Raw genomic sequence first — 24,223 nt, 5'->3', positions numbered from 1 at the left:
CCTAACGCCGCCGAGGCGGCCTTGTTAAATTTTTACAGGGCCATATGCAACAACGGATAAGCCTTACCCTGCCCATCGACTGGTGAGCGACCTGTCACCTGAAAACCAATATGCTGGTAAAAACCAAGCGCTTGCACATTCTGCTCATTGACATCAACCTTTAACGCACCCTGCTCATCAATAGCATGAGCAGCTAACATGGCACCAACCCCTTTTCCTCGCGCATCAGGTGCAATGAACAGCATTTCAATATTACCGTCATGAACGCCACAGAAACCCAGTATTTCACCATGGCCATTCTTAGCACACCTTAGATCAACGGCGTCAAAATACTGCTCCAGAATTAACGGTTTCAATTCTTGCAGATCATCCTCCGCCAGAAAATCATGGGTTGCCCTGACCGAGGCTTCCCAAATTTCTATCAGCTTAAGGTGGTCTGCTTTTTCTACGACCTCAATAATCATCACTAAATCCAATTAAAAACTTAAGCCAACCGATCGACCTTTCACAAAACTGATCTGACCGCGCTTGTCACGTGTATTACTTGGTTATGCATCTTCCTCTCAACGGGAGTTCTTTACCTTCAAAAACTCCCAGCTTATTCGTCAGCATAACCATTTAGAATATTTTCCAGTATTCCCTTGGCTTCAAACGCCGCATTAAGATTTCCCTGAACATGAGCCATTGAGATAGCCCCTTCCTTAAGCAGCACCGTCAGGTTTGTGATCTCTTCTGTTCTGCCCTCTGACAGCGACAATTCGTCAACATGCCTTCGAATCAATGCCATCATACCCGCCTTGTGCTCGGCACAGGCCCGATGGATAGCATTGTCTCGGTCACCAAACTCAGCGCTGGCATTGATAAAAAAGCAGCCATTGAAATGGCCAATATCCGGTACCCGACTGTGAAACCAGTCACTTAAGGCATTAAACAGTTCCAGCAATGCGGGCCTGCCAGCAGGAACATGCTCCAGTCTCGAAATAAGCCACGCCCGGTAACTACAGTCACGATAACGGATCGCCGCCTCTACAAGATGCTCCTTGCTGGGGAAATGGTGATAAAGCGTTTTTTTAGCTATGCCGGACTCTGCTAACACCAGATTCACACCCACGGCGTGGATGCCGCGTGTGTAGAACAATTTAAAGGCGGTACGAACCAGCAACTCTTGCTTATCCATCGCTATACCCACATCAGATCAGATACTCGAATCTTGACATTAGTAGACAAGCCTGTCTACCCTACGTAGACCGATCTGTCTACTTTTGAGGTTTTACCTATGCGCCATCGTCTGACCACTTCACGCTATTTTGTCTGTTTGCTAGCGGGCCTGGGAGCCATGCTGTGTATCACCACGCTGAGCAGCCTGGGTAGCGCAGTTCAGTCCTCCATCTGGTTGATGGCTCCCTTTGGCGCGACCATGGTAATCCTTTTCGGATTGCCGGAAAGCCCGCTTGCACAGCCCAGGAACATCATCGTGGGACACATGTTAACGACCGCCATCGGCCTTTCTGTGGCAGCTTTCGCAGGTGTTACCCCCTGGTCTATGGGGTTGGCAGTCGGATTAGCGGTAAGCTTGATGCTGTTGACCAACACCACTCACCCACCAGCAGGAGCCAATCCTCTAGTGGTTATGCTCGCTGGTGAACACTGGGATTTCCTGTTGATGCCGGTGGCGGCAGGAGCCGCTCTGATTGTCGCGTTCGGGGTGCTATACCACCGGCTTATTTCCGGGCAGCAGTATCCGAAGCGGTGGTTGTGAATGGTACCCTTAGGCAAAACTGAACAGCTGGAGCGACGGTAATGCCGGGGGCTTGCTCATTTGTACAACACAAAGCACAGAGGCGCGAGTTTACAAGCGCCCTGCCGCTGCTCGCGACAGCGAATGGTTGAGTCTGGTTATGCACACAGGATACACCCTATTAAACCAGAAATTCCTATTACCGACCCGCACACGAGGGACGCCATACTGCTTTCAGTAGTAGGCGTAAATTGTTGATAGTCTTTGAGATATACGAAATAAACAACATAGCTACCAATAATTATTGCAAACAAAAGATAGCTAATGCCAAGTGCGGCTACGGCAGAATAACCCAGGACAAGTGCCAGACCAGTGGAAGATAGCCAAGTGCCATGAGAGAGGTTATCGGTGCTCCAGTAGTAGAGCGCAGTCAAACCGCCGGCCATCAGCGTGCCAAGGATTAGAATGGCTAAGTGGATCTCATGCATTCTGTATTCTCCATGCATAACAAGCGGAAGTTTGATCCATCTGGCGCCGTTTATTCATGGTAGCGGTCCACGATTCGATTTAAATACTGGCACGCCGTAACCCGATATGAACGCTTTTGGCCGTGACAAAGCGATTACCGGAATTGGTTTCAAGTTTGACGGTAGTGTAGCCGCCTTCCCTTTTCACCACCGAAACAGCCAATATAGTTGGGCTGCCCTCAAATGGCATTTCCTCAACCACGTGTGAATGATAACCGCAAAATGTAATTGCCTTGGCAGTGAAAATGTTCTGGCTCCAGTCTTCAGGATACCGGACGTTATAGACCAGCTCATCCGTAGCCGGGGTCTCTATGACTGACTCAATCTCTGAGTCATGCCAATGGATCTCGTTTATATTTTCCATGCTGGCCTCGCCATTGATCTTACCCACGAGCAGTGCCCAAAGTAAGCAGTCCGGTGGAGCCCCGCAGGGCCGGAAAGAACTGCCTCGAATTGTTATAGCTTTCAGAACCGCTTGAAACTCCGTGACCTTAGCATAGTGATTGTATACATTAATCATTGCCGATATCCGGATTCCATTTTTTAGGAAAGAAAACTACTGTGCCTTCATAGACTACTGTGGGTTTTCCTTTGCTATTTTCTTCAAAATAGTGTTTCCGACCCTGCACTTCACGCAAAAACAAAAGGGTTTTATAGACCTCAGATGATGGAGTATGACTTTCGCTACCAGGATAAATCTCTTTCCTTAAAATGATATAGGGCGACTCGACTCCTTTAAGGACATCTATGATTTTGTATTTTGTTAATGTTTCTTTGGGATTTTTAGAGGGAAAATTTCCAACAGCCTCAGCGTAAGCCACAAATGAAGAATCAGAAAACATTTCTTTCAATGGCTTATTAGGCGCAGATGGCCAAGAAGCTGATGCAAATGCAGAGTTTAGCAAGAAGCATAGAACAACTATTCGCATGAGTAACCTGGGCTCATAAAGTAAACTGTCCCTCAGCAGCGCCTGGTTATGCTCATAGTTCCGATTTGTCTACGAGACCTGCCATTTCTCCGGGTAAATATACATACCCACCCTCATATAGTTTGGCCACGAACCACTTGAGATATGCTTGAAAATCTGAATGCTTAACATCACGTGACGGACGTTCATGCCACCATTCTACGATTTCGCCACTACTACCGGACTCTACATATAGAATATCGCCGCCAGGAGATAACAGTAGAGGTATGCGGGCAACATTTGAATCAGAATCATCTTGGAGCTTATGAAATTCTACTTTCATTTCGCCGAGTGAAAGCCACCGCCAAAGCCCAAATAGGCCATCAGAATCTGTTTTTTCGCCGTTATGAATTAGGTAGGCTTCTCTGACTTTTTCAGGTATTACTATTTTCAATTCTGATTCGATGCGTGAAATGTCAGCTTCACTTGCAGCGTCGTTGAGATTTTTCTTAATAGAACTAGCGTTCTTCTCAAGCCAGCTCCTTATAGCTTGGAAGTAACCTGAGACAGAATCCTCTATCGACGGCGCCTTATTGAAGAATTTTTCAAAGAAATTTTTCATATTTACTCGATGGCTCAAAAAGAGCATAACGTTGCCAGCTGGGGCGGCCTACGCTGTTTATGCGCGGAGCGCCGGAGCGTATAGCCTGGCCTTGTATGGTTAAATATTCATGTCAACCGCTATTCCATGCGACTGAAAAGAGATAAGTTGGAGCCCGTAATCTGGCTGCAACCAGTTACCGGAAAGGCAGTCCGATGCATGCCAGGTACTCGATACCGTTAACAAGCCTGGACGCCTTTCCGACCCGAATTAAACTCGAACAGTCGAATGGGCTCCGAGCCCGAATTTAGCAAGTAAGGGCTATTATGACAATCAATAATGAGAACACGGGTGTTAACGTCGGTATAGATGTAGGTAAGTTTCAGCTAGATATCCACATCTGGGAAAGAGATAGACACTTTACAGTTGAGAATGATGAGGCTGGTATCCGTGAGGCGCTGAAGATCCTTAAGCGTTATCGTATCGAGCGTATTACCATGGAGGCGACAGGCCGCTATGAAATGGCGTTCGCATATCTGGCATTTGAAATGGGCATACCTGTCGCAATCGTCAGGCCAATCCTTGCCCGCCAGTTTGCCAAAGCTGCCGATCAGCTGGCTAAAACAGACAAGATTGATGCAAAAATAATTGCTCGCTTCTCCGCGGTAATGCAACCGCGGTTGACTGCACAAAGAAGCAAAAATCTTCAGTTAATCAAGGACTTAGTGACACGCCGAAGACAGTTAATTAATATGAGAACGCAGGAAAGTAATCGAGAAAAAGTCTCCGGCAAAGAGGTCGCTCGATCCTGTAACCGCCTGATAAAGGCAATCAACAAAGACATTGAATGGACAGAGAAAAAACTGGCCAAAGCAGTAAATGATGAACCGGCATGGAGCGAGCGAAAGCAACTTCTAGACAGCGTACCAGGTGTTGGTAATGCACTCGTGTGGACGCTACTAAGCGAGATGCCGGAGCTCGGAACGCTCAACAACAAAGAGATAGCAGCGTTAGCCGGCCTAGCTCCCATTAACCGTGATAGCGGTAAAACCAAAGGTAAGCGGCGTATACTGGGAGGGCGCCACAATGTCCGCACAACTCTGTATATGGCCACATTGAGCGCAACCCAGTGCAACCCTGTCATTGGCGGGTTCTATAAACACCTGGTAGGTCAGGGAAAGCACAAGAAAGTGGCGCTGACAGCCGCAATGAGGAAGCTCCTCACCATCCTGAATGCAATGGTTCGAGAAGGGCAAGCCTGGGCGCACTAGGAATTTTTTACACTGAGGTTGAACCACAGTCGCTTGTTATGTGTTTTTCTGACGGACCAGCAAAAAAACCCCTATTGCAGTACTCAAATGACCTATGGCCAAGCTAGCTTGCAAGACGCCAAATAGCAATGCTCTCATTTTCAGAAAACTCTCTTCTGCAAACTCTGCTCCAGCAGGAAAGCTAGGAATACCAAACTTAATCATTGTGTACCCCACGACTGTAATAATTGCGCCCGAGAGTATAAAAATTGATCCAGCATTTCCAAACCTCTTAACGGCAAAAATCCCGGCTACGAACATAATAATTAGACCGAGATACAGAGATATATTGGCTGCGATTACAAGTACATTGCTCATAATTTGCTACTACACATAACGCTTGCAGCACACGCGCCCTTGGAATGGAGCCGAAGGCGCAATGGAAAGGGCGTCGTTGTGCCTGCACTGGTTATGTTCACGGCTGTTCAGCCTTTGCAACACGGATTAATTCTGGAAGGCATTCCTCCAGCACTGCCCTTATTTCATTTGCCAGCACAAAACGCCATTCAGCCATTTCTCGTTCAGAGTCTAAGTCCGGCTTACTATCATCGTCGATCTGGAACATGACCCTGTGGACCTTAGAATTGGCGTTCTTCAAAACTTCATGGAATTTCTCTGAGAAAATAAGAGAACCAGTCGCGCTATATTTTGCGAGACTTCTCAGCGAACCATCTAGGTCACCTTCATTGCCAATGGTAGGCTCGCAGCAGTGAGATGCGCGCACCTGTTCTGACCAGTGAATAATTTCTTCGATTGACTCGATGACTTCTTTGTAGGCGGCCCTCCGCTCATCCCAAACCTTCTCTTTCTTGAACTTTTTAAGGGCAAGCGATGAAGCAAAATAAGCCGATATCAGGCCTACAACTATTGGTGTAAACCACTTAAAAAACTCTGCCGTGCTCAAGAGCGGCTCCCAAAAACATAACGCCCAGCGCAGGCGCAGCCAGCGCGGAGCGCCTTTTGTGTTAATGTTTGAGCGCCAGCGAGTAACACAAAAGGTGCGTAGCGTTGGCTGTCGCTCTGCCGCTGATTGTTATGCATTACTTGGCACTCTCTATTTTTTCGCCTTCCAGGGGAAACACAGCGGAGAAATCTTTATTCTCCGACAAGTATATTTCGTGATCATTTTCAGTTGCGTAAAGGATCACAGAAACGTAAGCAACTTCATCGCCATTCTCGAAATACAGATACATGCGGCTTGATGGAACTTCCAATTTTCTTTCAATTGACTCTAATGTAGTCTCCACCCCGTTTAAGAAAATGCTGTCTCGAATGATAGCTATCTTGAAATTTTCTTCAGCAAAACAGAACTGTGATAAAAAAAATATTCCAGATGCTAGTAAAAAGCGTCTCATTTTTGAGCTATGCATAACGCCCAGCGCAGGCGCAGCCAGCTCGGAGCACTTTTTGTGTTAATGTTTGAGCGCCAGCGAGTAACACAAAAAGTGCGTAGCGTTGGCTGTCGCTCTGCCGCTGTTTGTTACATATTTCGTAGTTTGGTGTAGGCACTGCCCACTACTCTACTGCCGAGTATCAGGCAAACCCCGAGAAAGAGGGTAGAAATTAAGGTTACATTATTTTCCAACCATAGTTCTGGCTTGTCGTAACCGAGCCTACTCATAAATTTTGTTTTTGAATACAAATTACTAAGCTCCGGTAGAGATTTAACCAAAAGCCATAACCCGAGTAAAAAAGTACCCGCTCTAACGATACCTATTTCACTTGCGGACAAGTCATTCTCAACTCCGCCAGTAATCAGATGGGCTAGCAAGCGAGACTTTGCAAAGAATACCACGGCCAAAAATAGCGGAAATACAACTTGTAGTAGAAGAGTCAAAATGGCTACTTCTGGATCATAGTTTCCTGTAATAGCCATATGTAGGACATAAGCAATGTTCGGGATCGCTATGACAACCAGCACTACTGCGATGGCCCTACAAAATAAAACTCCGAGATCTTTGGTCATTGCCTACCTATATGTAACGCCGCGCTCAGCCGCAGCTTACTTTGGGCGCTTTATTGCGCGAAAATAGGAGCGTAGCGACTGCGCAATAAAGTGCCCAAAGTAAGATGTCGGTTGCAGCGCCTGGTTATGGCTGACGCGCCCCGTAATGCCTACTGGCACCGATGGCTCCCGGCTTATTAAAGACACGGAAAGAATGCAAAATTTCCGCATCTACTCATTATCTTACTGGCACTCCACATTACTGCAGAGGACTTTCCGCGATTCCTATGAACTTAAACGAAAGCACTAGGAACGAAACTGCTTGATCTTATCATGGCAAATAGCCACATGCTGCGGGCCAAAACAGTGTTCAAAATTACACGCTGGCACAAGCAACAAATTTTACGGCCCGGCACCATAACGCCCACGGCAGGGGCGGCTTACCTTATGCGCGATTTGCGCAAAAATGGGAGCGTAGCGACCGCGCAAAACGTGCATAAGGTAAGCCGTCCCGCGGAGGCCCGAAGGGCCGGAGCTTCACTGCCCGTGATTGTTAAGTCTTTGACTTGGTGTAGAGCCCAGTGTAACCCTGATAGAAAGAAAGGCCACTTAAAAACACCAAGACTAAAAACATGAACATAAATAACGTTGGGTTCTCGGACTCGTGAATAAATCCCTCTCTACCCGGTAAGTAAATTGTGCGATCAAATATAGCCACCACAATCAGTCCAAATAAGAAAATAGAGCCACCAAGCTTTCCCTTTAGAAGGCGCCGCTGTTTTTCCTCACATTCAGATTTTCCTATATCGCTCAAATTCACCTCATTAATCGTGCTTGTGTGACTGATCTTACCCACGAGAAGTAGACAGTTTTTCAGGCGCAATTTTCAAAATATGCTCCCTCAAATTCGTTCGGACTGACCTGATCATTAGCCGAATGTCTACGCACCGTGTTATAAAACATTTCTATATATTCAAACACACAGGAAAGAGCTTCTTGCTTATTGGCCAGCTCTTCCGCGAAGATAGACTCGACCTTCATCCTGCCGAAGAATGACTCCATTGCTGCATTGTCCCAGCAGTTACCTTTTCGGCTCATGCTTGGTTGAATACCCTCATTGAGGAGCAAGCTTTGGTACTCTCCTGACCGGTATTGAACGCCCCGATCCGAATGATCTTGCCCCGATAAAACGGACACACCATTTTTCATGCTGCTATTCGTTCATATTCCATCGGAGATTGATAATCTAGCGCAGAATGCAGCCGCTTACGGTTATAGAAATCATTAATATACCGAGCCAAAGCATACTTTAAATCGCTCGCTTTGTGGAAGATTGTACCTCGAATTAGCTCGGCTTTGAGGCTATGGAAGAACGACTCCATATGAGCATTGTCAGTACACTTACCTGGCCGACTCAAGCTATGCTGAATACCGTATCGTTTCAGGTCCTTTTGGTATTCAGACCCTCGGTACTCAACGCCCCTATCTGTATGCAGCATCAATCCTGGTGGCGCACCTCTTTTCCTTACAGCATTTGCCAGCGTTCTTCTAGTAAGCTCGGTTGTTCTCTTCGTATCTAAGCTCCACCCGACAACTCGACGAGAGTGTAAATCCATGATGGCTGATAAGTAATGCCATTGGCCCTTAACTTTTAGATACGTTACGTCAGCAACCCAAACCTGGTTCATGCTACTTGGCACTGCTCCGTCCGATCGAAGATTGTCGCCAGAAGCCAGGAAACGCTTCACACCCGGCGCTCTTCGTGTTACGCGAGTTACCCTACCTATTAGCCCCATCTCCTGCATCAAACGGGCTACACGCTTACGACTAACCTCATAACCTTGGTTCTGCAGTGCTTTCCAGATTCGCGGACTACCATAGCGCCCTGCAGATTCATCAAATATTTGCTGAATCTGTGTTTTCAGGTCTTCATCTTCGCACTTTCTACCTGATAGCGGCCTTTTCACCCAGTCATAGTAGCCACTGCGTGACACGCCCAGCCACTCACATGTTTTTCGTATACCTAGCTCTTGTCCAAATCTCTGGATGAATCGATACCTTGCTGATGTTCCTCCGCAAGAAACCGTTGCCACTTTTTTAGCAGATCGACCTCCTGTTTGAGCTTCCGATTCTCCGCTTCTAAGCGCTTTACTTTCGACAGCTCTTTCTCATGCTTGGACACTACCCCGGTCAACTTCTTTCTTTTATCAGCCACTATCTTTCCATCCCTATACTCTTTTCGCCATCGTGACAGCATGAACGGATGAATGTCGAGTGTAGCGGCCACCTCTTTTACTCGAACACCGTCAATTAAGCTGAGCAATACTGCTTTTACTTTGAATTCGTTTGAATACTTCCAGGTTTTTTTGGGGTTGTTGCATTTCGGCATCAGACACCTCGTCAGTTTGACTTTGGTGTCCGCTAAAGCGGGGGAAGATCACCGTCGGCCTGCAGCGCCTTGTTAGTGTTTTGGGTTTCTACCGAGCGTTTTCCTGGAAAATTATCTGATGCCACCACCCAAGAGAACGAACGGGAAACTCCTTTTATAAAACTTTATACCTTCCACAGTGCCTTTCCGCACACACAATACTTCTGAAAGTTTCTACCTGACAACTAAAGCCAAATGGTGGGACCACGTTTTCAGCAATGAATTTGAGAAATCCACACTTCGAGCCACCACCGGAATTTTTACATTACTATCTACGAAGCCGATTTTTCTCAAATACTCTTAAAACACTAACGCCCAGCGCAGGCGCAGCCAGCGCGGAGCGCCTTTTGTGTTAATGTTTGAGCGCCAGCGAGTAACACAAAAGGTGCATAGCGTTGGCTGTCGCTCTGCCGCTGTTTGTTAGCTGTTTCGTAGCACGACCTTTTTGAATGCATTGATGAACCCGCCAAGACAAGTTTGATCTGTTTTGAACTCAAATGACATATTTTGCGAGTGGTCGCTATACTCGATAAAAGTACCGCTAACGATCACATGCCCCATACTATTTACTTCAAGTTTTATAAAGTGATCATTGTAATCTTCTTTCAGCTCAGCCGATCCGATAAAATCTGTAGCGGCCATTTCAAGATCATTAATAAATGAAACGCCATTATCAAAATAGGCGTCCCCTGTATAAGCGAAGCCGCGAGAACTTAATGTGACTCGGCACTTGAAAGCTCCATTGCCGAATAGCTCAAAACTAGAAAGTTGAAGCAATTTATTTTCATCATTTGTTTGAAGATCCACCACTTCTTCAACTTTCTCTTTATGCTTCATACTTCCTCTTACAGCTAACGCCCAGCGCAGGCGCAGCCAGCGCGGAGCGCTTTTTGTGTTAATGTTTGAGCGCCAGCGAGTAACACAAAAGGCGCGTAGTGTTGGCTGTCGCTCTGCCGCTACTTGTTATACGCTGAACTTTGCAATAGCGTGCTCATATATGGGCCTGTATTTACTAAAAATTGGTAGCGCATGATTTACAGCCTCTTTTTCTGCTTGCTTATGCCAGCCAAAGTAATCTTCAGCGATGTATAGCTCTTGGCGCTCTTCTTCGGACAAATCCAAATCAAGATCGAAAAGTATGCGTGCTACAGCATCATACAATGACAATTTTTCTTTTGAATATTCACTGGCAACTTCACCAGCAAGAAATTCTTGGCTTGGCTCTCCGTGCACTCGGAACCCGTTGCTTATCAATTCTAGAACCTCAGAAATATCAGATGCCAAAGATGTTTTCTCAACAAATGGATCAACTCCCTCATCCGTGTATTGGGAGTATGCCCATTCGACAACTTTCTCGTAAGAAATAGCATTCTTCTTCAAGAGATAGCTCAGAACATTGTATTCGTCGGCACTATGTTTCATGTTGGTTGCGTATAACGCCCAGCGCAGGCGCAGCCAGCGCGGAGCACTTTTTGTGTTAATGTTTGAGCGCCAGCGAGTAACACAAAAGGTGCGTAGCGTTGGCTGTCGCTCTGCCGCTGTTTGTTATGTGGAGTTACTGGCACTTTACCTTCCCTTCGTGTTTCCGCAATGAAAAAACCACGGAGACCACTAAGAATATAACCGCGATACTAGTTTGAACTACTCCCTTAGCTATAAAACCCGTCGAACATTCTCCAGATGGATCAGATGGAATGCCAATACGATAGAACGGAAAAAGACCAAACTCTTCCTTGTGGCCACAGAGACCATCCCACTCCTCATAAGCAACACCGAATAGAACTGACAGCGCAACTAGAACTACAATTGAAACTGTGATCGGTACGGCTCTATTTTTCATTTTTCCGTAGGACACATAACGCCCAGCGCAGGCGCAGCCAGCGCGGAGCGCATTTTGTGTTAATGTTTGAGCGCCAGCGAGTAACACAAAAGGTGCGTAGCGTTGGCTGTCGCTCTGCCGCTGTTTGTTATGCATTTTCTTGGTTTGCAGCATGTATATGCTTGAGACCTTCCTTCCTAAAAATATGACCTATAAGGAAAGATAACCCAATAAAACCAACGAGCAGTAAGTACGTACCATTATCCATTGTGAAGAAAGCTTGAACCATAGTATCTGTAGATTCTGGGCCATCAAAGATACTTTTAAGAATTGCTGTAATCGGGATGATGGTGAACAGTAGGATAATCCCCTTAAAAACGGCCATGCCGATATCAACGAGAGTTTTGCCAAAAGCTTCTCTAGCTTCTTTGTTGTATTCACTCGGTTTCATGAGATCTCCTTATCTAGATGCATAACGCCGCGCTCAGCCGCAGCTTACTTTGGGCGCTTTTTTGCGCGAAAATAGGAGCGTAGCGACCGCGCAACAAAGTGCCCAAATTAAGATGTCGGTTGCAGCGCCTGGTTATGGCTGACGCACTCCGAAGTACCTACGGGCACCGAATGCGCCGAAGCTCCTTAAAAACGAGGAAATAACTTCCAGCTTTCCCCAACCAATTATTCTCTTATTGGCACTCCACGTTACTGCAGCGGAGTTGCCGCTATCCCAATGAACTTAAACGAAAGCACTAGGAAAGAAACTGCTTAATTTTACCATGGCAAAAAGCCAAATGCTGCGCGCCAAATTAGTGCTCTAAATTACACGCTGGCACAGACAACCATTTTTACGGCCCGGCACCATAACGTTGCCAGCAGAGGCGGCCTACGCTGTTTATGCGCGCAGCGCATAGCGTAGGCCGTCCTGCGGAGGCGCGCAGCGCCGGAGCGTACTGCCTGGCCTGGTTATAAATCATCCACCCCAATAGCAGGCATGTAGCCCACCCTTACCACCAACTGAAACAATCTTATCAGTTCTATTTTCTACTTCTAGAATGAGTGTGCATGTAGCACCATCTCTTGTTCCCCAGTCAATTTCATGCTGCCTATTGCCGTTTGGTAGCTTGTATCCAGTATCAGGAGTAGTTTCATACCTACCACCCTGAGCCAGATATTCTTTTACCTCGGTAAAATCTTTACCTTTATAGTTGTGTTCAACGTTGGTCATGAACTGCTCCCAAGGGTTTCCTGTTATACAGCCTGAGAGCAATACGAGTAACAGCAGAGGAAAAAGTGCTTTCATGGGTAACTTGGATTTATAACGCCGCCAACAGGGGCAGCTTACTTTGGGCGCTTTATTGCGCAATAATGGGAGCGCAGCGACCGCGCAATAAAGTGCCCAAAGTGAGCTGTCCCGCGGAGGGCCGAAGGCCCGGAGCGAACTGCTTGGCCTTGTTAGTTGCCACTTGCTTGCAGCCCCCTTTTTAATGTGAACCAAGCGCTAAGAGAGCTAGCAGCCCCAATAGAACAAATTATAGCCATGCGGCTAATTGTGCCCCATTTCTCTTCGGGTGAGTATGGATCGATGCCATGAGCATGTATTTGATTTAAGCCATGCTGCAATAACAGCGGAACTACTATACCGGCGACTAGAAAACTAATACAGGAAATAGATAGTGAACATTTCTTGAAGATTGGTTTTAGTGGAAATAGAAGGATGCTCGCGAATAACAGCCCCAACAAGCCATATAGAAAAATACCCAGCAACCCCGCAAACATGAATGAAAACCCATCGCTGAAGAATATGAGTTCATTCAATGCAAGATACAACCCGCCGACCACTCCGGCGGTGAGGGATGCTATGTATGGTGCACTCGTATTCTCATTCATGGATAGCAACTAACGCCGCGCTCAGGGGCGGCTTACCTTATGCGCATTTTTGCGCAAAATAGAGCGAAGCGACTGCGCAAAAAGGTGCATAAGGTAAGCCGTCCCTCTGCAGCACTTTGTTAAGCGTTGCCCTCGCTCTGTGCGTGTTCAAAACCCCTAAATCGGCCGCCTAATTTTAACCGAAGGTTGAACTCCGCTACTATAAAACAACCGAAATTCTTCTCCAAATTTAGCTTCCTTCCACTTTATTTTTGTTTTATTTATTGGCATTTCCAGTTTAAGAGAATGTATTAATTTACCGCCCTTGCGATAGGAAAGATCAACACTACAGACCGAGCCCTGGTATGAATGGGCTACTGCGAACTCACCTCCATCCGTAGAGGGAAATACATTAAGCTTTTCCACCTCAAGAACCTGAAACCCACATTGGCATACTATGTATTCGCCTTGGTAGATAACGAAATTTGTGACGATTACTGGTTCTTCATTCATGACGCTTAACGCCGCGCTCAGGGGCGGCTTACGCTGTGCGCATTTTGCGCGAAAATGGGAGCGTAGCGACCGCGCAAAAGGTGCACAGCGTAAGACGTCCCCTGCAGCGCTTTGTTAGCGCGATGACGCAATGACAAACTTCGCTACATGTGCGAACTGGCCGCAACCACTTAACCCAACCGAATTACGCAGCGGGCCCAGCTTGGAATGCAAGCTTTCCGCAACCGCCGCACCGAACCTGGCAATGACTCTCAGAGCCGCTTCCAGAAAATGCTTTTAGAATCTATACCACCGAATTCTAAACGAACACATTTTGTACCAGCGTTTCAGCGATTTTACTTTGAAGCGCTGAACTTTCTGATCATTGCCGACCGCTCATTTTCTTTTTTAAAAGCGGCGACACTCATAAAAAACGCTAACGCCGCGCTCAGCCGCAGCTTACTTTGGGCGCTTTGTTGCGCGAAAATAGGAGCGCAGCGACCGCGCAACAAAGTGCCCAAAGTAAGATGTCGGCTGCAGCGCTTGGTTATGGCTGACGCTCTCCGAGGTACCTACTGGCAGCTACGGTGCCGCAGCCCATTAAAATCGAGGAAAGAACTCTGAACTTTCCCCAACCAATTATTCTCTTACTGGCACTCCACGTTACTACAGCGGAGTTGCCGAGATTCCTTTGGACTTAAACGAAAGCACTAGGAACGAATCTGTTGAATTTTATCATGGCAAAAAGCCAAATACTGCGTGCCAAAATAGTGCTCAAAATTACACGCTGGCACAGACAACTAATTTTACGGCCCGGCACCATAACGTTGCCAGCTGGGGCGGCCTGCGCTGTTTATGCGCGTAGCGCATAGCGTAAGCCGTCCCGCGGAGGCGCGCAGCGCCGGAGCGTACAGCCTGGCCTTGTTAAAAATAATTATCTTCTGAGCTATTTCAAAGGCCATATTTTGACTCCAACACATACCAATGCTGCCACAAGCACCCCTTGGAGCGCGGCTATTAGGGGGACCAGGGCCAAGAGCAAGATGAGAGGTTTCCCTAGCTCTGGACCAAAAAAGTATCCAAGTAAAACAGCTATGAAAGCCAGAATACTTACGCTAGTAAACCAACCGCGCCAAATAATTTTGAAGAGATATCCTGTGTTCATAGACCGATTTTTAACGCCGCGCTCAGCCGCAGCTTACTTTGGGCGCTTTGTTGCGCGAAAATAGGAGCGTAGCGACTGCGCAACAAAGTGCCCAAAGTAAGATGTCGGTTGCAGCGACTGGTTATGGCTGACGCGCTCCGAAATACCTACGGGCACCGAATGCGCCGAAGCTCCTTAAAAACGAGGAAAGAACTTCCAGCTTTCCCCAACCAATTATTCTCTTATTGGCACTCCACGTCACTGTAGCGGATTTACCGCGATTCCTACGAACTTGAACGAAAGCACCAGGAACGAAACTGCTTGATTTTATCACGGCAGAAAACCGGATGCTGCGTGCCAAAACAGAGCTGTAAATTACACGTTGGCACAGACAACCATTTTTACGGCCCGGCACCATAACGCCCGCAGCAGGGGCGACCAATGCTATGCACATTTTGTGCGAAATTGGGAGCGCAGCGACCCGCACAAAATGTGCATAGCGTTGGGCGTCCCGCGGAGGCCCGAAGGGCCGGAGCATACTGCCTGCGATTGTTATGGATTACTTGCCTCGCACTAACTGAGACCAACGGAATTTTTTACCTCAAGTATGAGTTTGGCAACGGCTAAATCATGCTCTTTAGCTTCCGACAACCCCATATACTCAGTTGAAATTTTGGTCAAATAATTAGCTATTTCCTTTGCTGAGCCATTTTCAATTGCCATTTTAAATACTCTAGGCAAGTATGATTGATACTCATCTCTGGCCCAATCACCATTAGAAATACCAATCGGATCCCATTTATAGAAAAGAATTTCATCAATTCTCTTGTATAGCTCCAGCTGATCTTGAGGTAACTTACTACCCATGGTGTTTACGATCCATAACGCCCGCAACAGGGGCGACCAATGCTATGCACGTCTTGTGCGAAACTGGGAGCGCAGCGACCCGCACAAAATGTGCATAGCGTTGGGCGTCCCGCGGAGGCCCGAAGGGCCGTAGCATACTGCTTGCGTTTGTTATGTGTTTTTCTGACGGACCAGCAAAAAAACCCCTATTGCAATACTCAAATGACCTAGGGCCAAGCTAGCTTGCAAGACACCAAATAGCAATGCTCTCATTTTAAGAAAACTATCTTCTGCAAACTCTACTCCACCAGGAAAGCTAGGGATGCCAAGCTTTATCATTGTGTATCCCACGACTGTAATAATTGCGCCCAAGAGTATAAAAATTGACCCGGAATTCCGGAGCCTCTTAACGGCAAAAATCCCGGCTACGAACATGATAATTAGACCGAGATAAAGAAATATATTGGCTGCGATTACAAGTACATTGCTCATAATTTTCTACTACACATAACGCCGCCAGCAGGGGCGGCCTACTTTGCGCGCTTTGTTGCGCGATAATGGGAGCGCAGCGACTCGCGCAACAAAGTGCGCAAAGTAGGACGTCCCGCGGAGGGCCGAAGGCCCGGAGCATCCTGCCTGGCTTTGTTAAAGCTCATGGGCCCGATACACCACGATTTTCTGTACGGAGTTTCGTACTTCCACAACATAATGTTGCCAACAGCCTCTGCAAACTGAAGCATTCTCAATAGACGAGCCACGCTGCCCTTTTTCAGTCACCGCTACAACGGGATACCCACAATCACCACAAGCGAAAGCCAGACTCTCTCCGAATGGATCGGCTTTTAACTCTGATCCGTTTCCGGAAATGACTATATAATCAGTTATTTCTGCCATAAATATGAATCACAGTGCTTGTGAGCTTTAACGCCCAGCGCAGGCGCAGCCAGCGCGGAGCACTTTTTGTGTTAATGTTTGAGCGCCAGCGAGTAACACAAAAGGTGCGTAGCGTTGGCTGTCGCTCTGCCGCTGTTTGTTATGTGGAGTTACTGGCACTTTACCTTCCCTTCGTGTTTCCGCAATGAAAAAACCACGGAGACCACTAAGAATATAACCGCGATACTAGTTTGAACTACTCCCTTAGCTATAAAACCCGTCGAACATTCTCCAGATGGATCAGATGGAATGCCAATACGATAGAACGGAAAAAGACCAAACTCTTCCTTGTGGCCACAGTGTAGTGGCACACTGAATTTGGCCACCTGACTTTGAGTGATATTATCATGCTCAACGAGATCAGGTGAATTAATGACCAAGTCAAAAAAGAAGCGATTTGACCCCGAGTTCAGGCTCGAGGCAGCCCAGCTGGTAGTCGACCAGAACTACACCGTGAAAGAGGCTTGCGAAGCCATGGGAGTCAGTAAATCCACGATGGAGTCGTGGATACGGAAGCTCCGGGCAGAGCGAGGCGGCAAGGCGCCGGAGGGCGTGGCTATTACTCCAGATCAGATCCGCATCCAAGAGCTAGAACGGAAGCTTAAGCGAGTCGAAGAGGAGAAAGAAATCCTAAAAAAGGCTACAGCTCTCTTGATGTCGGACTCGCTGAACAGTTCAAAATAATCGAGCGATTGCAGGGGAGCTATGCCGTTCAGCGGTTGTGCGACGTATTTGATGTACACCGGAGCAGCTATCGGAGCTGGCGTGACAGGTCGTCCGAGCCAAAGCCAGAAGAGGTGCGACTACAGGCGTTAGTGAAGGCAGCTCATAAAGTTAGCAACGGTTCTGCAGGGGCAAGAACCATCTCGAAGATCGTAACACAGGGCGGTACACCGCTCAGCCGGTACCGCGCTGCAAAGCGAATGAAGCTACTCGGTTTGGAGAGCACCCAGCTTCCAAATCATCGGTACAAGAAGGCTGAGCAACCACACGTTGATGTTCCGAATCATCTGGATCGGGAGTTTAACGTTGCTGCACCAAACAAGGCTTGGGCCGGCGATATCACGTATATCTGGACAGGTGCCCGGTGGGCGTATCTGGCGGTAGTTATAGATTTCTTTGCGCGTAAGCCGGTTGGTTGGGCGCTATCGTTATCGCCTGACACCGCCCTGGTTAAAAAGGCGCTTACGATGGCCTACGAATCACGAGGGCAACCGGAAGGCATCATGTTCCACTCGGACCAGGGATGTCAGTACACAAGCCTCGCGTTCCGACAACAACTGTGGCGCTACAGAATGACGCAGAGCCTGAGCCGTCGCGGCAACTGCTGGGACAACGCACCGACAGAGCGCTTTTTCCGGAGTCTCAAAACAGAGTGGGTTCCGGAAACCGGCTACAAGTCCTTCCCTGCGGCTAAACAGGGAATCACGAGTTACATCATTGGCTACTACAGCCAAATACGCCCCCATCAGAAAAATGATGGAATGCCGCCGAATGTGGCGGAAGAGAAATATTGGAATGCTCAGAGTTCGGTGGCCAAAAAGAGTTGACCACTACACAGAGACCATCCCACTCCTCATAAGCAACACCGAATAGAACTGACAGCGCAACTAGAACTACAATTGAAACTGTGATCGGTACCGCTCTATTTTTCATTTTTCCGTAGGACACATAACGCCGCCAGCAGGGGCAGCCTACCTTGTGCGCGTTTTGCGCAATAATGGGAGCGCAGCGACCGCGCAAAACGTGCATAAGGTAGGCTGTCCCGCGTAGGGCCGAAGGCCCGGAGCGAACTGCCTGGCTTGTTATGCATTTTCAGGCGCGGTGCTGAGTAGTATTTGAACTGGCCGATAAGTTTCTGAGCCACCTTGAGCTTTGTAGCTTTTGCAAAGTTTTGCAGGAACGATGTTTACGAAGCCCCTTTTAAGAATTGAGTCCACTTCTTCCTTTGAGGAAGACTCAGGAAACCTTAAAGTGCTACAGAACACTTCACTACCCGACTTACTCAAAATTGGAAATGGCGATGTAATCGTTAATTCAGGCCCCTCAGGCGGATAGCTGACCACTACCTGCTGTTGTGACCAAGTAAGAGTTATTTTTTTATCCTTTACCTGTTCCCACTTACTTTTATTTCTGTACAAATATTGCCCTAGATCTGTATTCATTAACTACACCTTTATTGCATAACAGTTTTATTCATACGCCTAGGGCTTCTGTTGCTCTGGCTTTTGTTTATCGGCGCAAAAAACATCCGACATAAAGAAAACCATTTGAAATCAATGTGTTACAGCCAGCAACGCTATTGAAGTCCTAGGCAAAAGAAGCCTGGGGCTTTTGTTTACTAAATCTGAATGGCTCGATTGATCCAATCAATTTATTTTAAAATCAATAAGTTAGCCTATCTCACACCTTGCACACAAGCCATAGGCTTCTGATCTCGGTAACCTTGTGGAAAGATTGAACCTAAAGTCACTATAGTCATGCGCACTATTTGAGTATTCTCCTGCCCCCTGTGCTGGTCCCCTGAAGCCGATTGGAAAATACCTTCCATATCTGGCAGCCATAAAAAAAGCTGCCCGAGGGCAGCTTTTTTTATGCGTGAAAGTACTCGCTGATTACCAGCCAGTTACTTCCTTCAGTGCATCACCGATCTGCGCCAGGGAGCGGACGGTTTTAACACCGGCATCTTCCAGTGCTGCGAACTTCTCGTCTGCAGTGCCTTTACCACCGGAGATGATCGCACCGGCGTGGCCCATGCGCTTTCCGGGAGGTGCGGTTACACCAGCGATGTAGGAAACCACCGGCTTGGTGACGTTTTCCTTGATGTAAGCCGCCGCTTCTTCTTCAGCGGTACCGCCGATTTCGCCGATCATTACGATGGCTTCGGTCTGCGGGTCGTTCTGGAACATTTCCAGAATGTCGATGAAGTTGGAGCCCGGGATGGGGTCACCACCAATGCCCACACAGGTGGACTGGCCGAAGCCGTGGTCGGTAGTCTGCTTTACGGCTTCGTAAGTCAGAGTACCGGAGCGGGAAACGATGCCCACTTTGCCCGGCTTGTGGATGTGGCCCGGCATGATGCCGATTTTGCATTCACCCGGAGTGATCACGCCCGGGCAGTTCGGGCCGATCAGACGTACACCCAGCTCGTCGCACTTAACCTTGGCGTCCAGCATGTCCATGGTAGGAATGCCTTCGGTGATGCACACGATCAGCTTGATGCCGCCGTTGGCCGCTTCCAGGATGGAATCCTTACAGAAAGGCGCCGGCACGTAGATAACGGATGCTTCTGCACCGGTGGCTTCGACCGCTTCTTTAACGGTGTCGAATACCGGCAGGCCGAGATGAGTCTGGCCGCCTTTGCCCGGGGTTACACCGCCGACCATTTTTGTACCGTACTCGATCGCCTGCTCGGAGTGGAAAGTACCCTGAGAGCCGGTGAAGCCCTGACAGATTACTTTAGTGTCTTTGTTAATCAGTACTGACATGATTATTTACCCTCCGCAGCTTTAACCACTTGCTGAGCCGCATCGGTCAGGCTGGTGGCAGCGATAATGTTCAGGCCGCTTTCGCTCAGGACCTTGGCGCCCAGCTCTGCGTTGTTACCTTCCAGACGAACAACAACCGGTACTTTTACGCCGACTTCTTTCACTGCGCCAATGACGCCTTCTGCGATCATGTCGCAACGAACGATGCCGCCAAAGATGTTGATCAGAACTGCCTTCACGTTGTCGTCAGACAGGATGATCTTGAATGCTTCAACCACGCGCTCTTTGGTCGCGCCGCCGCCAACGTCCAGGAAGTTGGCCGGGCTGCCGCCGTGCAGGTTGACGATGTCCATGGTACCCATGGCCAGGCCGGCACCGTTTACCATGCAGCCGATGTTGCCATCGAGCGCTACGTAGTTGAGGTCCCACTTGGCTGCGTGTGCTTCGCGCTCGTCTTCCTGAGACGGGTCGTGCATTTCACGCAGGTCCGGGTGACGGTACAGGGCGTTGCCATCGATCACTACTTTGGCGTCCAGGCAGTGCAGGTTGCCTTCCGGAGTGATGACCAGCGGGTTGATTTCCAGCAGGGCCAGATCCTTCTCTTCGAACATCTTGGCCAGACCCAGGAAAATCTGGGTGAACTGCTTGATCTGAACGCCTTTCAGGCCCAGCTTGAACGCCAGCTCACGCGCCTGGTAAGGCTGCGCGCCTACCAGCGGATCAACAGTGGCTTTCAGGATTTTTTCCGGAGTTTCTTCCGCAACTTTTTCGATCTCAACACCGCCTTCGGTGGAGGCCATGAATACGATGCGACGGGTGGAACGGTCAACTACCGCGCCCAGGTACAGTTCCTGGTCGATGTCGGTGCAGCTTTCCACGAGGATGCGGGAAACCGGCTGGCCGTTTTCATCTGTCTGGTAAGTTACCAGGTTGTTACCCAGCCATTTCTTGGCAAATTCTTCAATTTCCGCTTTGGAGTCCACCAGCTTTACGCCGCCCGCTTTACCGCGGCCACCAGCGTGTACCTGGGCCTTAACAACCCACTTGTCTCCGCCGATTTCGTCTGCTGCCGCTGCTGCCGCTGCCGGGGTTTCCGCTGCAATGCCTTTGGAAACCGGCAATCCGTATTCTGCAAACAGTTGTTTGCCCTGATACTCATGCAAGTTCATAGTAAATACCAATTCACATTAAAAATGTGTTTATCAATTTGCAGATTGCTCTGCACCGAAAGACAAAATCCTGCATCTGCTTCGTTACAAACTCAGGATTTTGAAATGAATAGGCGGGCTTAGAGCCCGCCCTGCGTGGAGGCTGAAGCCTCCCGATTACTTACGCTTTTTACGGTTGGCGATATGGATCGCGTGCCCGTTGGCTGCAAGCGCCGCTTCCTTCACCGCTTCAGACAGGGTCGGGTGACCGAATACGGTCATGCCGATGTCTTCTGCACTGGAGCCGAATTCCATGGCAATCGCTACCTGCTGCACCAGATCCGCGGCGGACGGGCCAACAATGTGGGCGCCCAGTACACGATCGGTTTCCGCGTGCGCGATCAGCTTCACCATACCGGAGGTCTCGTTGGCAGCAACGGCGCGACCGGAAGCAACGAACGGGAATACACCCACGTTGTACGGCTCACCATCGGCTTTCACCTGCTCTTCGGTACGGCCGACTGCGGCGATTTCCGGGTGGGTATAGATCACGTTCGGGATCACGTCATAGTTCATCATCGGCTTCTGGCCTGCGATGCGCTCTGCAACCACAACCCCTTCTTCAGACGCCTTGTGTGCCAGCATCGGGCCGCGTACTACGTCACCCACTGCCCATACGCCCGGAGCGGAAGTCATACACAGGTCGTTGACGTAGACAAAGCCACGCTCATCCAGCTTCACGCCAGCGTCTTCAGACAGCAGACCTTCGGTGTACGGACGACGGCCCACACAAACGATCAGCTTGTCGTAAGTTTCCTGATGCTCTTTTCCGTCTTTGTCTTCATAAGTGACGACAACTTCCTTGCCTTTCACTTCGGTGCCGGTTACGCGGCAGGACAGGCGGATATCCAGACCCTGCTTTTTGAGGATTTTCTGGGATTCTTTGGCGATCTGCTGATCCATGATGGACAGGAAGTTATCCAGCGCTTCCAGTACCACAACATCGGACCCCAGGCGATTCCAGACGGAGCCCAGTTCCAGGCCGATAACGCCGGCACCAATCACACCCAGACGTTTGGGTACGGAGGTAAATTCCAGAGCGCCGGTGGAGTCGACGATCACCTTGTTGTCCACCGGTGCCGGCGGAATGTTTACCGGTACGGAGCCAGAAGCCAGGATGACGTTTTCCGCTTCGTAGGTAGTGGTTTTGCCATCGTGATCGGTGACTTCGACCTTTTTACCAGCCAGCAGTTTGCCGGTGCCTCCGATGGAGGTGACCTTGTTGGCCATAAACAGGCCGGCAATACCGCCGGACATCTGCTTCACAACACCGTCTTTACGCTCGATCATTTTCTTGACGTCGATCTTTACCTTGCCGGTATCGATGCCGTGTACGTCGAGAGAATCCTGCGCTTCGTGGAATTTCCAGGAGCTGTCCAGCAGTGCCTTGGAGGGGATACAACCCACGTTCAGGCAGGTACCACCGTTGACAACTTTGCCTTCTTTGCTGGTCCATTTTTCGACACAGGCAGTTTTCAGACCCAGCTGTGCTGCGCGGATTGCGGCTACATAACCACCGGGGCCGGAGCCGATTACGATTACGTCAAATTTTTCTGACATGGTCTGTTCCAAAATTGTGTGGATTCAACGCATGCGGATTATCTACCGCATGGCCGGGCGATCCCGGCTTTCCCTGAAACGGTCTTACCGCCGTTGACGCCAGCTCGAACGGCTGGCTCATTTGTCCGGCGGCTGGAAAGTACTGCAAAGCACTTAAAGGCCCAGCCGCCGTATCTCCAAATACAATCTGCTTATACTTCCAGCAGGATACGCGCAGGATCTTCGATCATTTCCTTAATCGCAACCAGGAAGCCAACCGCTTCCTTACCGTCGATCAGGCGGTGATCGTAAGACAGCGCCAGGTACATCATCGGCAGGATTTCAACCTTGCCGTCTACCGCCATCGGGCGCTCCTGAATCTTGTGCATACCCAGGATCGCAGTCTGCGGCGGGTTCAGGATCGGGGTGGACAGCAGCGAACCGAATACACCACCGTTGGTGATGGTGAAGGTACCGCCGGTCATTTCCTCGATGGACAGTTTGCCGTCACGAGCGCGCAGGCCCAGATCACGGATATTGTTTTCCATGTCCGCCAGGCCCATGTTTTCTGCGTTGCGCAGAATCGGAACTACCAGGCCTTTCGGGGAAGAAACAGCAACACCAATGTCCTGGTAACCGTGGTAGACGATGTCGTTGCCGTCGATGGATGCGTTGACTGCGGTGTAACGCTTCAGCGCTTCTACCGCAGCTTTTACGAAGAAGCCCATGAAGCCCAGACGAGTGCCGTTGTGCGTCTTCTCGAACAGATCTTTGTAGTTTTTACGCAGATCCATGATCGGCTTCATGTTCACTTCGTTGAAAGTAGTGAGCATGGCGGTGGACTGGGAGGCGTCCAGCAGACGCTCGGCGATGCGCTTGCGCATACGGGTCATCGGTACACGCTTTTCAACGCGCTCGCCCGGTGCCGTCGCAACTTCTGCCGCCGCACCCGGCGCAGCCGCTGCTGCCGGCGCGGAGCCCGCTTTCATCACGTCTTCTTTCAGTACGCGACCGCCTTTACCGGAACCTTCGACGCCGCCGAGGTCCACGTTCTTTTCCGCCGCCATTTTCTTGGCGGACGGCATGGCGATTTTCTCGTCACCACCTGCAGCCGGGGCCGGCGCTTCGGATTTCTCTTCCGCCTTGGCTTCGTCGCCGCCAGAGGCGTCAGCGCTGCCGCCGGCACCTTCTTCAAATTTGGCGATAACTTCATTGGAGAGAACGGTATCGCCCTCGCCCTTGATGATTTCAGTGAGGGCGCCGTCAGCCGGAGCTACAACTTCCAGTACGACTTTGTCGGTTTCGATATCCACGATCAGTTCATCGCGGGACACGGCTTCACCCGGTTGTTTGTGCCAGGTGGCGATGGAGCCATCCTGAACGGATTCCGGGAAAGTTGGCGCTTTAATCTCGATGGTCATTGTTCCTGTTTCC

27 protein-coding genes are annotated in these 24,223 nt (G+C 49.2%); 3 read left to right on the top strand and 24 right to left on the bottom strand.

The window, feature by feature from the left end:
• Positions 1-32: 32 nt before the first annotated feature.
• Positions 33-464: an acetyltransferase gene (locus LPW13_RS03530; protein WP_230438069.1), complete on the bottom strand. Its 432-nt coding sequence runs from the start codon at positions 462-464 to the stop codon at positions 33-35.
• A gap of 134 nt (positions 465-598) precedes the next feature.
• On the bottom strand, positions 599-1,177 hold the full coding sequence (locus LPW13_RS03525; protein ID WP_230438068.1) for a TetR/AcrR family transcriptional regulator: 579 nt from the start codon (positions 1,175-1,177) through the stop codon (positions 599-601).
• A gap of 99 nt (positions 1,178-1,276) precedes the next feature.
• Between LPW13_RS03525 and LPW13_RS03520 the strand changes: the two genes are divergently transcribed.
• Positions 1,277-1,759, top strand: a complete 483-nt coding sequence (locus LPW13_RS03520; RefSeq protein WP_230438067.1) for an HPP family protein — start codon at positions 1,277-1,279, stop codon at positions 1,757-1,759.
• 137 nt (positions 1,760-1,896) lie between these two features.
• On the opposite strand, the gene LPW13_RS03515 is transcribed toward LPW13_RS03520, so the two are convergent.
• From LPW13_RS03515 to LPW13_RS03500, 4 genes are all read right to left on the bottom strand, one after another.
• A complete protein-coding gene (locus LPW13_RS03515; RefSeq protein WP_230438066.1) occupies positions 1,897-2,226 on the bottom strand; it encodes a hypothetical protein in 330 nt (109 codons plus the stop codon).
• A 79-nt stretch (positions 2,227-2,305) separates the two neighbouring features.
• Positions 2,306-2,785 carry a beta/alpha barrel domain-containing protein gene (locus LPW13_RS03510; protein WP_230438065.1) on the bottom strand — a complete coding sequence of 160 codons (480 nt, stop codon included), beginning with the start codon at positions 2,783-2,785 and terminating at the stop codon, positions 2,306-2,308.
• Entirely contained in the window at positions 2,778-3,194 is a 417-nt protein-coding gene (locus tag LPW13_RS03505; RefSeq protein ID WP_230438064.1) for a hypothetical protein, read from the bottom strand. The genes LPW13_RS03510 and LPW13_RS03505 overlap by 8 nt, the downstream gene beginning before the upstream one ends.
• Positions 3,195-3,246: 52 nt before the next feature.
• Positions 3,247-3,795 (bottom strand): SMI1/KNR4 family protein, encoded by a 549-nt coding sequence (locus LPW13_RS03500; protein ID WP_230438063.1) that lies wholly within the window; start codon positions 3,793-3,795, stop codon positions 3,247-3,249.
• 305 nt (positions 3,796-4,100) lie between these two features.
• Between LPW13_RS03500 and LPW13_RS03495 the strand changes: the two genes are divergently transcribed.
• Positions 4,101-5,045, top strand: coding sequence for an IS110 family RNA-guided transposase (locus tag LPW13_RS03495; RefSeq protein WP_230438062.1), 945 nt, complete (start codon positions 4,101-4,103; stop codon positions 5,043-5,045).
• A gap of 36 nt (positions 5,046-5,081) precedes the next feature.
• Here LPW13_RS03495 and LPW13_RS03490 read toward each other — a convergent pair whose 3' ends face one another.
• The 13 genes from LPW13_RS03490 to LPW13_RS03430 form a co-directional block, all read right to left on the bottom strand.
• Positions 5,082-5,402, bottom strand: coding sequence for a hypothetical protein (locus tag LPW13_RS03490; protein ID WP_230438061.1), 321 nt, complete (start codon positions 5,400-5,402; stop codon positions 5,082-5,084).
• Positions 5,403-5,499: 97 nt separating this feature from the next.
• The gene (locus tag LPW13_RS03485) at positions 5,500-5,988 is read right to left on the bottom strand and encodes a hypothetical protein (RefSeq protein ID WP_230438060.1); all 489 of its coding nucleotides are present in this window, start codon (positions 5,986-5,988) and stop codon (positions 5,500-5,502) included.
• A 136-nt stretch (positions 5,989-6,124) separates the two neighbouring features.
• The gene (locus LPW13_RS03480) at positions 6,125-6,454 is read right to left on the bottom strand and encodes a hypothetical protein (RefSeq protein ID WP_230438059.1); all 330 of its coding nucleotides are present in this window, start codon (positions 6,452-6,454) and stop codon (positions 6,125-6,127) included.
• 110 nt (positions 6,455-6,564) lie between these two features.
• Complete coding sequence (locus tag LPW13_RS03475) at positions 6,565-7,050, bottom strand: hypothetical protein (RefSeq protein ID WP_230438058.1); 486 nt, start codon at positions 7,048-7,050, stop codon at positions 6,565-6,567.
• Between the two features lie 852 nt (positions 7,051-7,902).
• Positions 7,903-8,238: an integrase core domain-containing protein gene (locus LPW13_RS03470; protein ID WP_230438057.1), complete on the bottom strand. Its 336-nt coding sequence runs from the start codon at positions 8,236-8,238 to the stop codon at positions 7,903-7,905.
• Positions 8,235-9,418, bottom strand: a protein-coding gene (locus LPW13_RS03465; RefSeq protein ID WP_230438056.1) for an IS3 family transposase whose coding sequence is annotated in 2 segments (ribosomal slippage) — positions 8,235-9,130 and positions 9,130-9,418 — 1,185 coding nt in all. Because the reading frame shifts where the segments join, the coding sequence is not laid out codon by codon here. Before LPW13_RS03465 ends, LPW13_RS03470 begins: the two co-directional genes overlap by 4 nt.
• Before the next feature lie 459 nt (positions 9,419-9,877).
• Complete coding sequence (locus LPW13_RS03460; RefSeq protein ID WP_230438055.1) at positions 9,878-10,294, bottom strand: hypothetical protein; 417 nt, start codon at positions 10,292-10,294, stop codon at positions 9,878-9,880.
• A 126-nt stretch (positions 10,295-10,420) separates the two neighbouring features.
• Complete coding sequence (locus tag LPW13_RS03455) at positions 10,421-10,879, bottom strand: hypothetical protein (protein ID WP_230438054.1); 459 nt, start codon at positions 10,877-10,879, stop codon at positions 10,421-10,423.
• 133 nt (positions 10,880-11,012) lie between these two features.
• Complete coding sequence (locus LPW13_RS03450; RefSeq protein WP_230438053.1) at positions 11,013-11,450, bottom strand: hypothetical protein; 438 nt, start codon at positions 11,448-11,450, stop codon at positions 11,013-11,015.
• Positions 11,425-11,727 (bottom strand): hypothetical protein, encoded by a 303-nt coding sequence (locus LPW13_RS03445; protein WP_230438052.1) that lies wholly within the window; start codon positions 11,725-11,727, stop codon positions 11,425-11,427. Before LPW13_RS03445 ends, LPW13_RS03450 begins: the two co-directional genes overlap by 26 nt.
• A gap of 516 nt (positions 11,728-12,243) precedes the next feature.
• Positions 12,244-12,498 carry a hypothetical protein gene (locus LPW13_RS03440; RefSeq protein WP_230438051.1) on the bottom strand — a complete coding sequence of 85 codons (255 nt, stop codon included), beginning with the start codon at positions 12,496-12,498 and terminating at the stop codon, positions 12,244-12,246.
• 2,850 nt (positions 12,499-15,348) lie between these two features.
• On the bottom strand, positions 15,349-15,642 hold the full coding sequence (locus LPW13_RS03435; protein ID WP_230438050.1) for a hypothetical protein: 294 nt from the start codon (positions 15,640-15,642) through the stop codon (positions 15,349-15,351).
• A 150-nt stretch (positions 15,643-15,792) separates the two neighbouring features.
• Positions 15,793-16,113 (bottom strand): hypothetical protein, encoded by a 321-nt coding sequence (locus tag LPW13_RS03430; protein ID WP_230434988.1) that lies wholly within the window; start codon positions 16,111-16,113, stop codon positions 15,793-15,795.
• A gap of 813 nt (positions 16,114-16,926) precedes the next feature.
• Here LPW13_RS03430 and LPW13_RS03425 point away from each other — a divergent pair.
• Positions 16,927-18,104 (top strand): IS3 family transposase gene (locus LPW13_RS03425; protein WP_407941935.1). Its coding sequence is split into 2 segments (ribosomal slippage): positions 16,927-17,194 and positions 17,194-18,104, totalling 1,179 coding nucleotides; the frame shifts between segments, so codons are not numbered across the junction.
• Between the two features lie 255 nt (positions 18,105-18,359).
• On the opposite strand, the gene LPW13_RS03420 is transcribed toward LPW13_RS03425, so the two are convergent.
• The 5 genes from LPW13_RS03420 to odhB form a co-directional block, all read right to left on the bottom strand.
• The gene (locus LPW13_RS03420; RefSeq protein WP_230438049.1) at positions 18,360-18,719 is read right to left on the bottom strand and encodes a hypothetical protein; all 360 of its coding nucleotides are present in this window, start codon (positions 18,717-18,719) and stop codon (positions 18,360-18,362) included.
• Between the two features lie 450 nt (positions 18,720-19,169).
• Positions 19,170-20,042 (bottom strand): succinate--CoA ligase subunit alpha, encoded by an 873-nt coding sequence (gene sucD / locus LPW13_RS03415; protein ID WP_230438048.1) that lies wholly within the window; start codon positions 20,040-20,042, stop codon positions 19,170-19,172.
• A 2-nt stretch (positions 20,043-20,044) separates the two neighbouring features.
• Positions 20,045-21,211: an ADP-forming succinate--CoA ligase subunit beta gene (gene sucC, locus LPW13_RS03410; protein WP_230438047.1), complete on the bottom strand. Its 1,167-nt coding sequence runs from the start codon at positions 21,209-21,211 to the stop codon at positions 20,045-20,047.
• 156 nt (positions 21,212-21,367) lie between these two features.
• On the bottom strand, positions 21,368-22,810 hold the full coding sequence (gene lpdA / locus LPW13_RS03405; RefSeq protein ID WP_230438046.1) for a dihydrolipoyl dehydrogenase: 1,443 nt from the start codon (positions 22,808-22,810) through the stop codon (positions 21,368-21,370).
• Between the two features lie 191 nt (positions 22,811-23,001).
• Positions 23,002-24,210 (bottom strand): 2-oxoglutarate dehydrogenase complex dihydrolipoyllysine-residue succinyltransferase, encoded by a 1,209-nt coding sequence (odhB, locus tag LPW13_RS03400; RefSeq protein WP_230438045.1) that lies wholly within the window; start codon positions 24,208-24,210, stop codon positions 23,002-23,004.
• Positions 24,211-24,223: the final 13 nt, after the last annotated feature.

Source organism: Microbulbifer celer, assembly GCF_020991125.1.
Classification (GTDB): domain Bacteria; phylum Pseudomonadota; class Gammaproteobacteria; order Pseudomonadales; family Cellvibrionaceae; genus Microbulbifer; species Microbulbifer celer.
The sequence above is the reverse complement of the archived record's forward strand: the minus strand, read 5'-3'. Positions and strand labels throughout refer to the sequence as shown.

Coding starts and splice junctions, on each gene's coding strand:
- LPW13_RS03530 (WP_230438069.1), bottom strand. CDS start 464: ATGATTATTGAGGTCGTAGAAAAAGCAGACCACCTTAAGCTGATAGAA.
- LPW13_RS03525 (WP_230438068.1), bottom strand. CDS start 1,177: ATGGATAAGCAAGAGTTGCTGGTTCGTACCGCCTTTAAATTGTTCTAC.
- LPW13_RS03520 (WP_230438067.1), top strand. CDS start 1,277: ATGCGCCATCGTCTGACCACTTCACGCTATTTTGTCTGTTTGCTAGCG.
- LPW13_RS03515 (WP_230438066.1), bottom strand. CDS start 2,226: ATGCATGAGATCCACTTAGCCATTCTAATCCTTGGCACGCTGATGGCC.
- LPW13_RS03510 (WP_230438065.1), bottom strand. CDS start 2,785: ATGATTAATGTATACAATCACTATGCTAAGGTCACGGAGTTTCAAGCG.
- LPW13_RS03505 (WP_230438064.1), bottom strand. CDS start 3,194: ATGCGAATAGTTGTTCTATGCTTCTTGCTAAACTCTGCATTTGCATCA.
- LPW13_RS03500 (WP_230438063.1), bottom strand. CDS start 3,795: ATGAAAAATTTCTTTGAAAAATTCTTCAATAAGGCGCCGTCGATAGAG.
- LPW13_RS03495 (WP_230438062.1), top strand. CDS start 4,101: ATGACAATCAATAATGAGAACACGGGTGTTAACGTCGGTATAGATGTA.
- LPW13_RS03490 (WP_230438061.1), bottom strand. CDS start 5,402: ATGAGCAATGTACTTGTAATCGCAGCCAATATATCTCTGTATCTCGGT.
- LPW13_RS03480 (WP_230438059.1), bottom strand. CDS start 6,454: ATGCATAGCTCAAAAATGAGACGCTTTTTACTAGCATCTGGAATATTT.
- LPW13_RS03475 (WP_230438058.1), bottom strand. CDS start 7,050: ATGACCAAAGATCTCGGAGTTTTATTTTGTAGGGCCATCGCAGTAGTG.
- LPW13_RS03470 (WP_230438057.1), bottom strand. CDS start 8,238: ATGAAAAATGGTGTGTCCGTTTTATCGGGGCAAGATCATTCGGATCGG.
- LPW13_RS03460 (WP_230438055.1), bottom strand. CDS start 10,294: ATGAAGCATAAAGAGAAAGTTGAAGAAGTGGTGGATCTTCAAACAAAT.
- LPW13_RS03455 (WP_230438054.1), bottom strand. CDS start 10,879: ATGAAACATAGTGCCGACGAATACAATGTTCTGAGCTATCTCTTGAAG.
- LPW13_RS03450 (WP_230438053.1), bottom strand. CDS start 11,450: ATGCTGCAAACCAAGAAAATGCATAACAAACAGCGGCAGAGCGACAGC.
- LPW13_RS03445 (WP_230438052.1), bottom strand. CDS start 11,727: ATGAAACCGAGTGAATACAACAAAGAAGCTAGAGAAGCTTTTGGCAAA.
- LPW13_RS03440 (WP_230438051.1), bottom strand. CDS start 12,498: ATGACCAACGTTGAACACAACTATAAAGGTAAAGATTTTACCGAGGTA.
- LPW13_RS03435 (WP_230438050.1), bottom strand. CDS start 15,642: ATGGGTAGTAAGTTACCTCAAGATCAGCTGGAGCTATACAAGAGAATT.
- LPW13_RS03430 (WP_230434988.1), bottom strand. CDS start 16,113: ATGAGCAATGTACTTGTAATCGCAGCCAATATATTTCTTTATCTCGGT.
- LPW13_RS03420 (WP_230438049.1), bottom strand. CDS start 18,719: ATGAATACAGATCTAGGGCAATATTTGTACAGAAATAAAAGTAAGTGG.
- sucD (WP_230438048.1), bottom strand. CDS start 20,042: ATGTCAGTACTGATTAACAAAGACACTAAAGTAATCTGTCAGGGCTTC.
- sucC (WP_230438047.1), bottom strand. CDS start 21,211: ATGAACTTGCATGAGTATCAGGGCAAACAACTGTTTGCAGAATACGGA.
- lpdA (WP_230438046.1), bottom strand. CDS start 22,810: ATGTCAGAAAAATTTGACGTAATCGTAATCGGCTCCGGCCCCGGTGGT.
- odhB (WP_230438045.1), bottom strand. CDS start 24,210: ATGACCATCGAGATTAAAGCGCCAACTTTCCCGGAATCCGTTCAGGAT.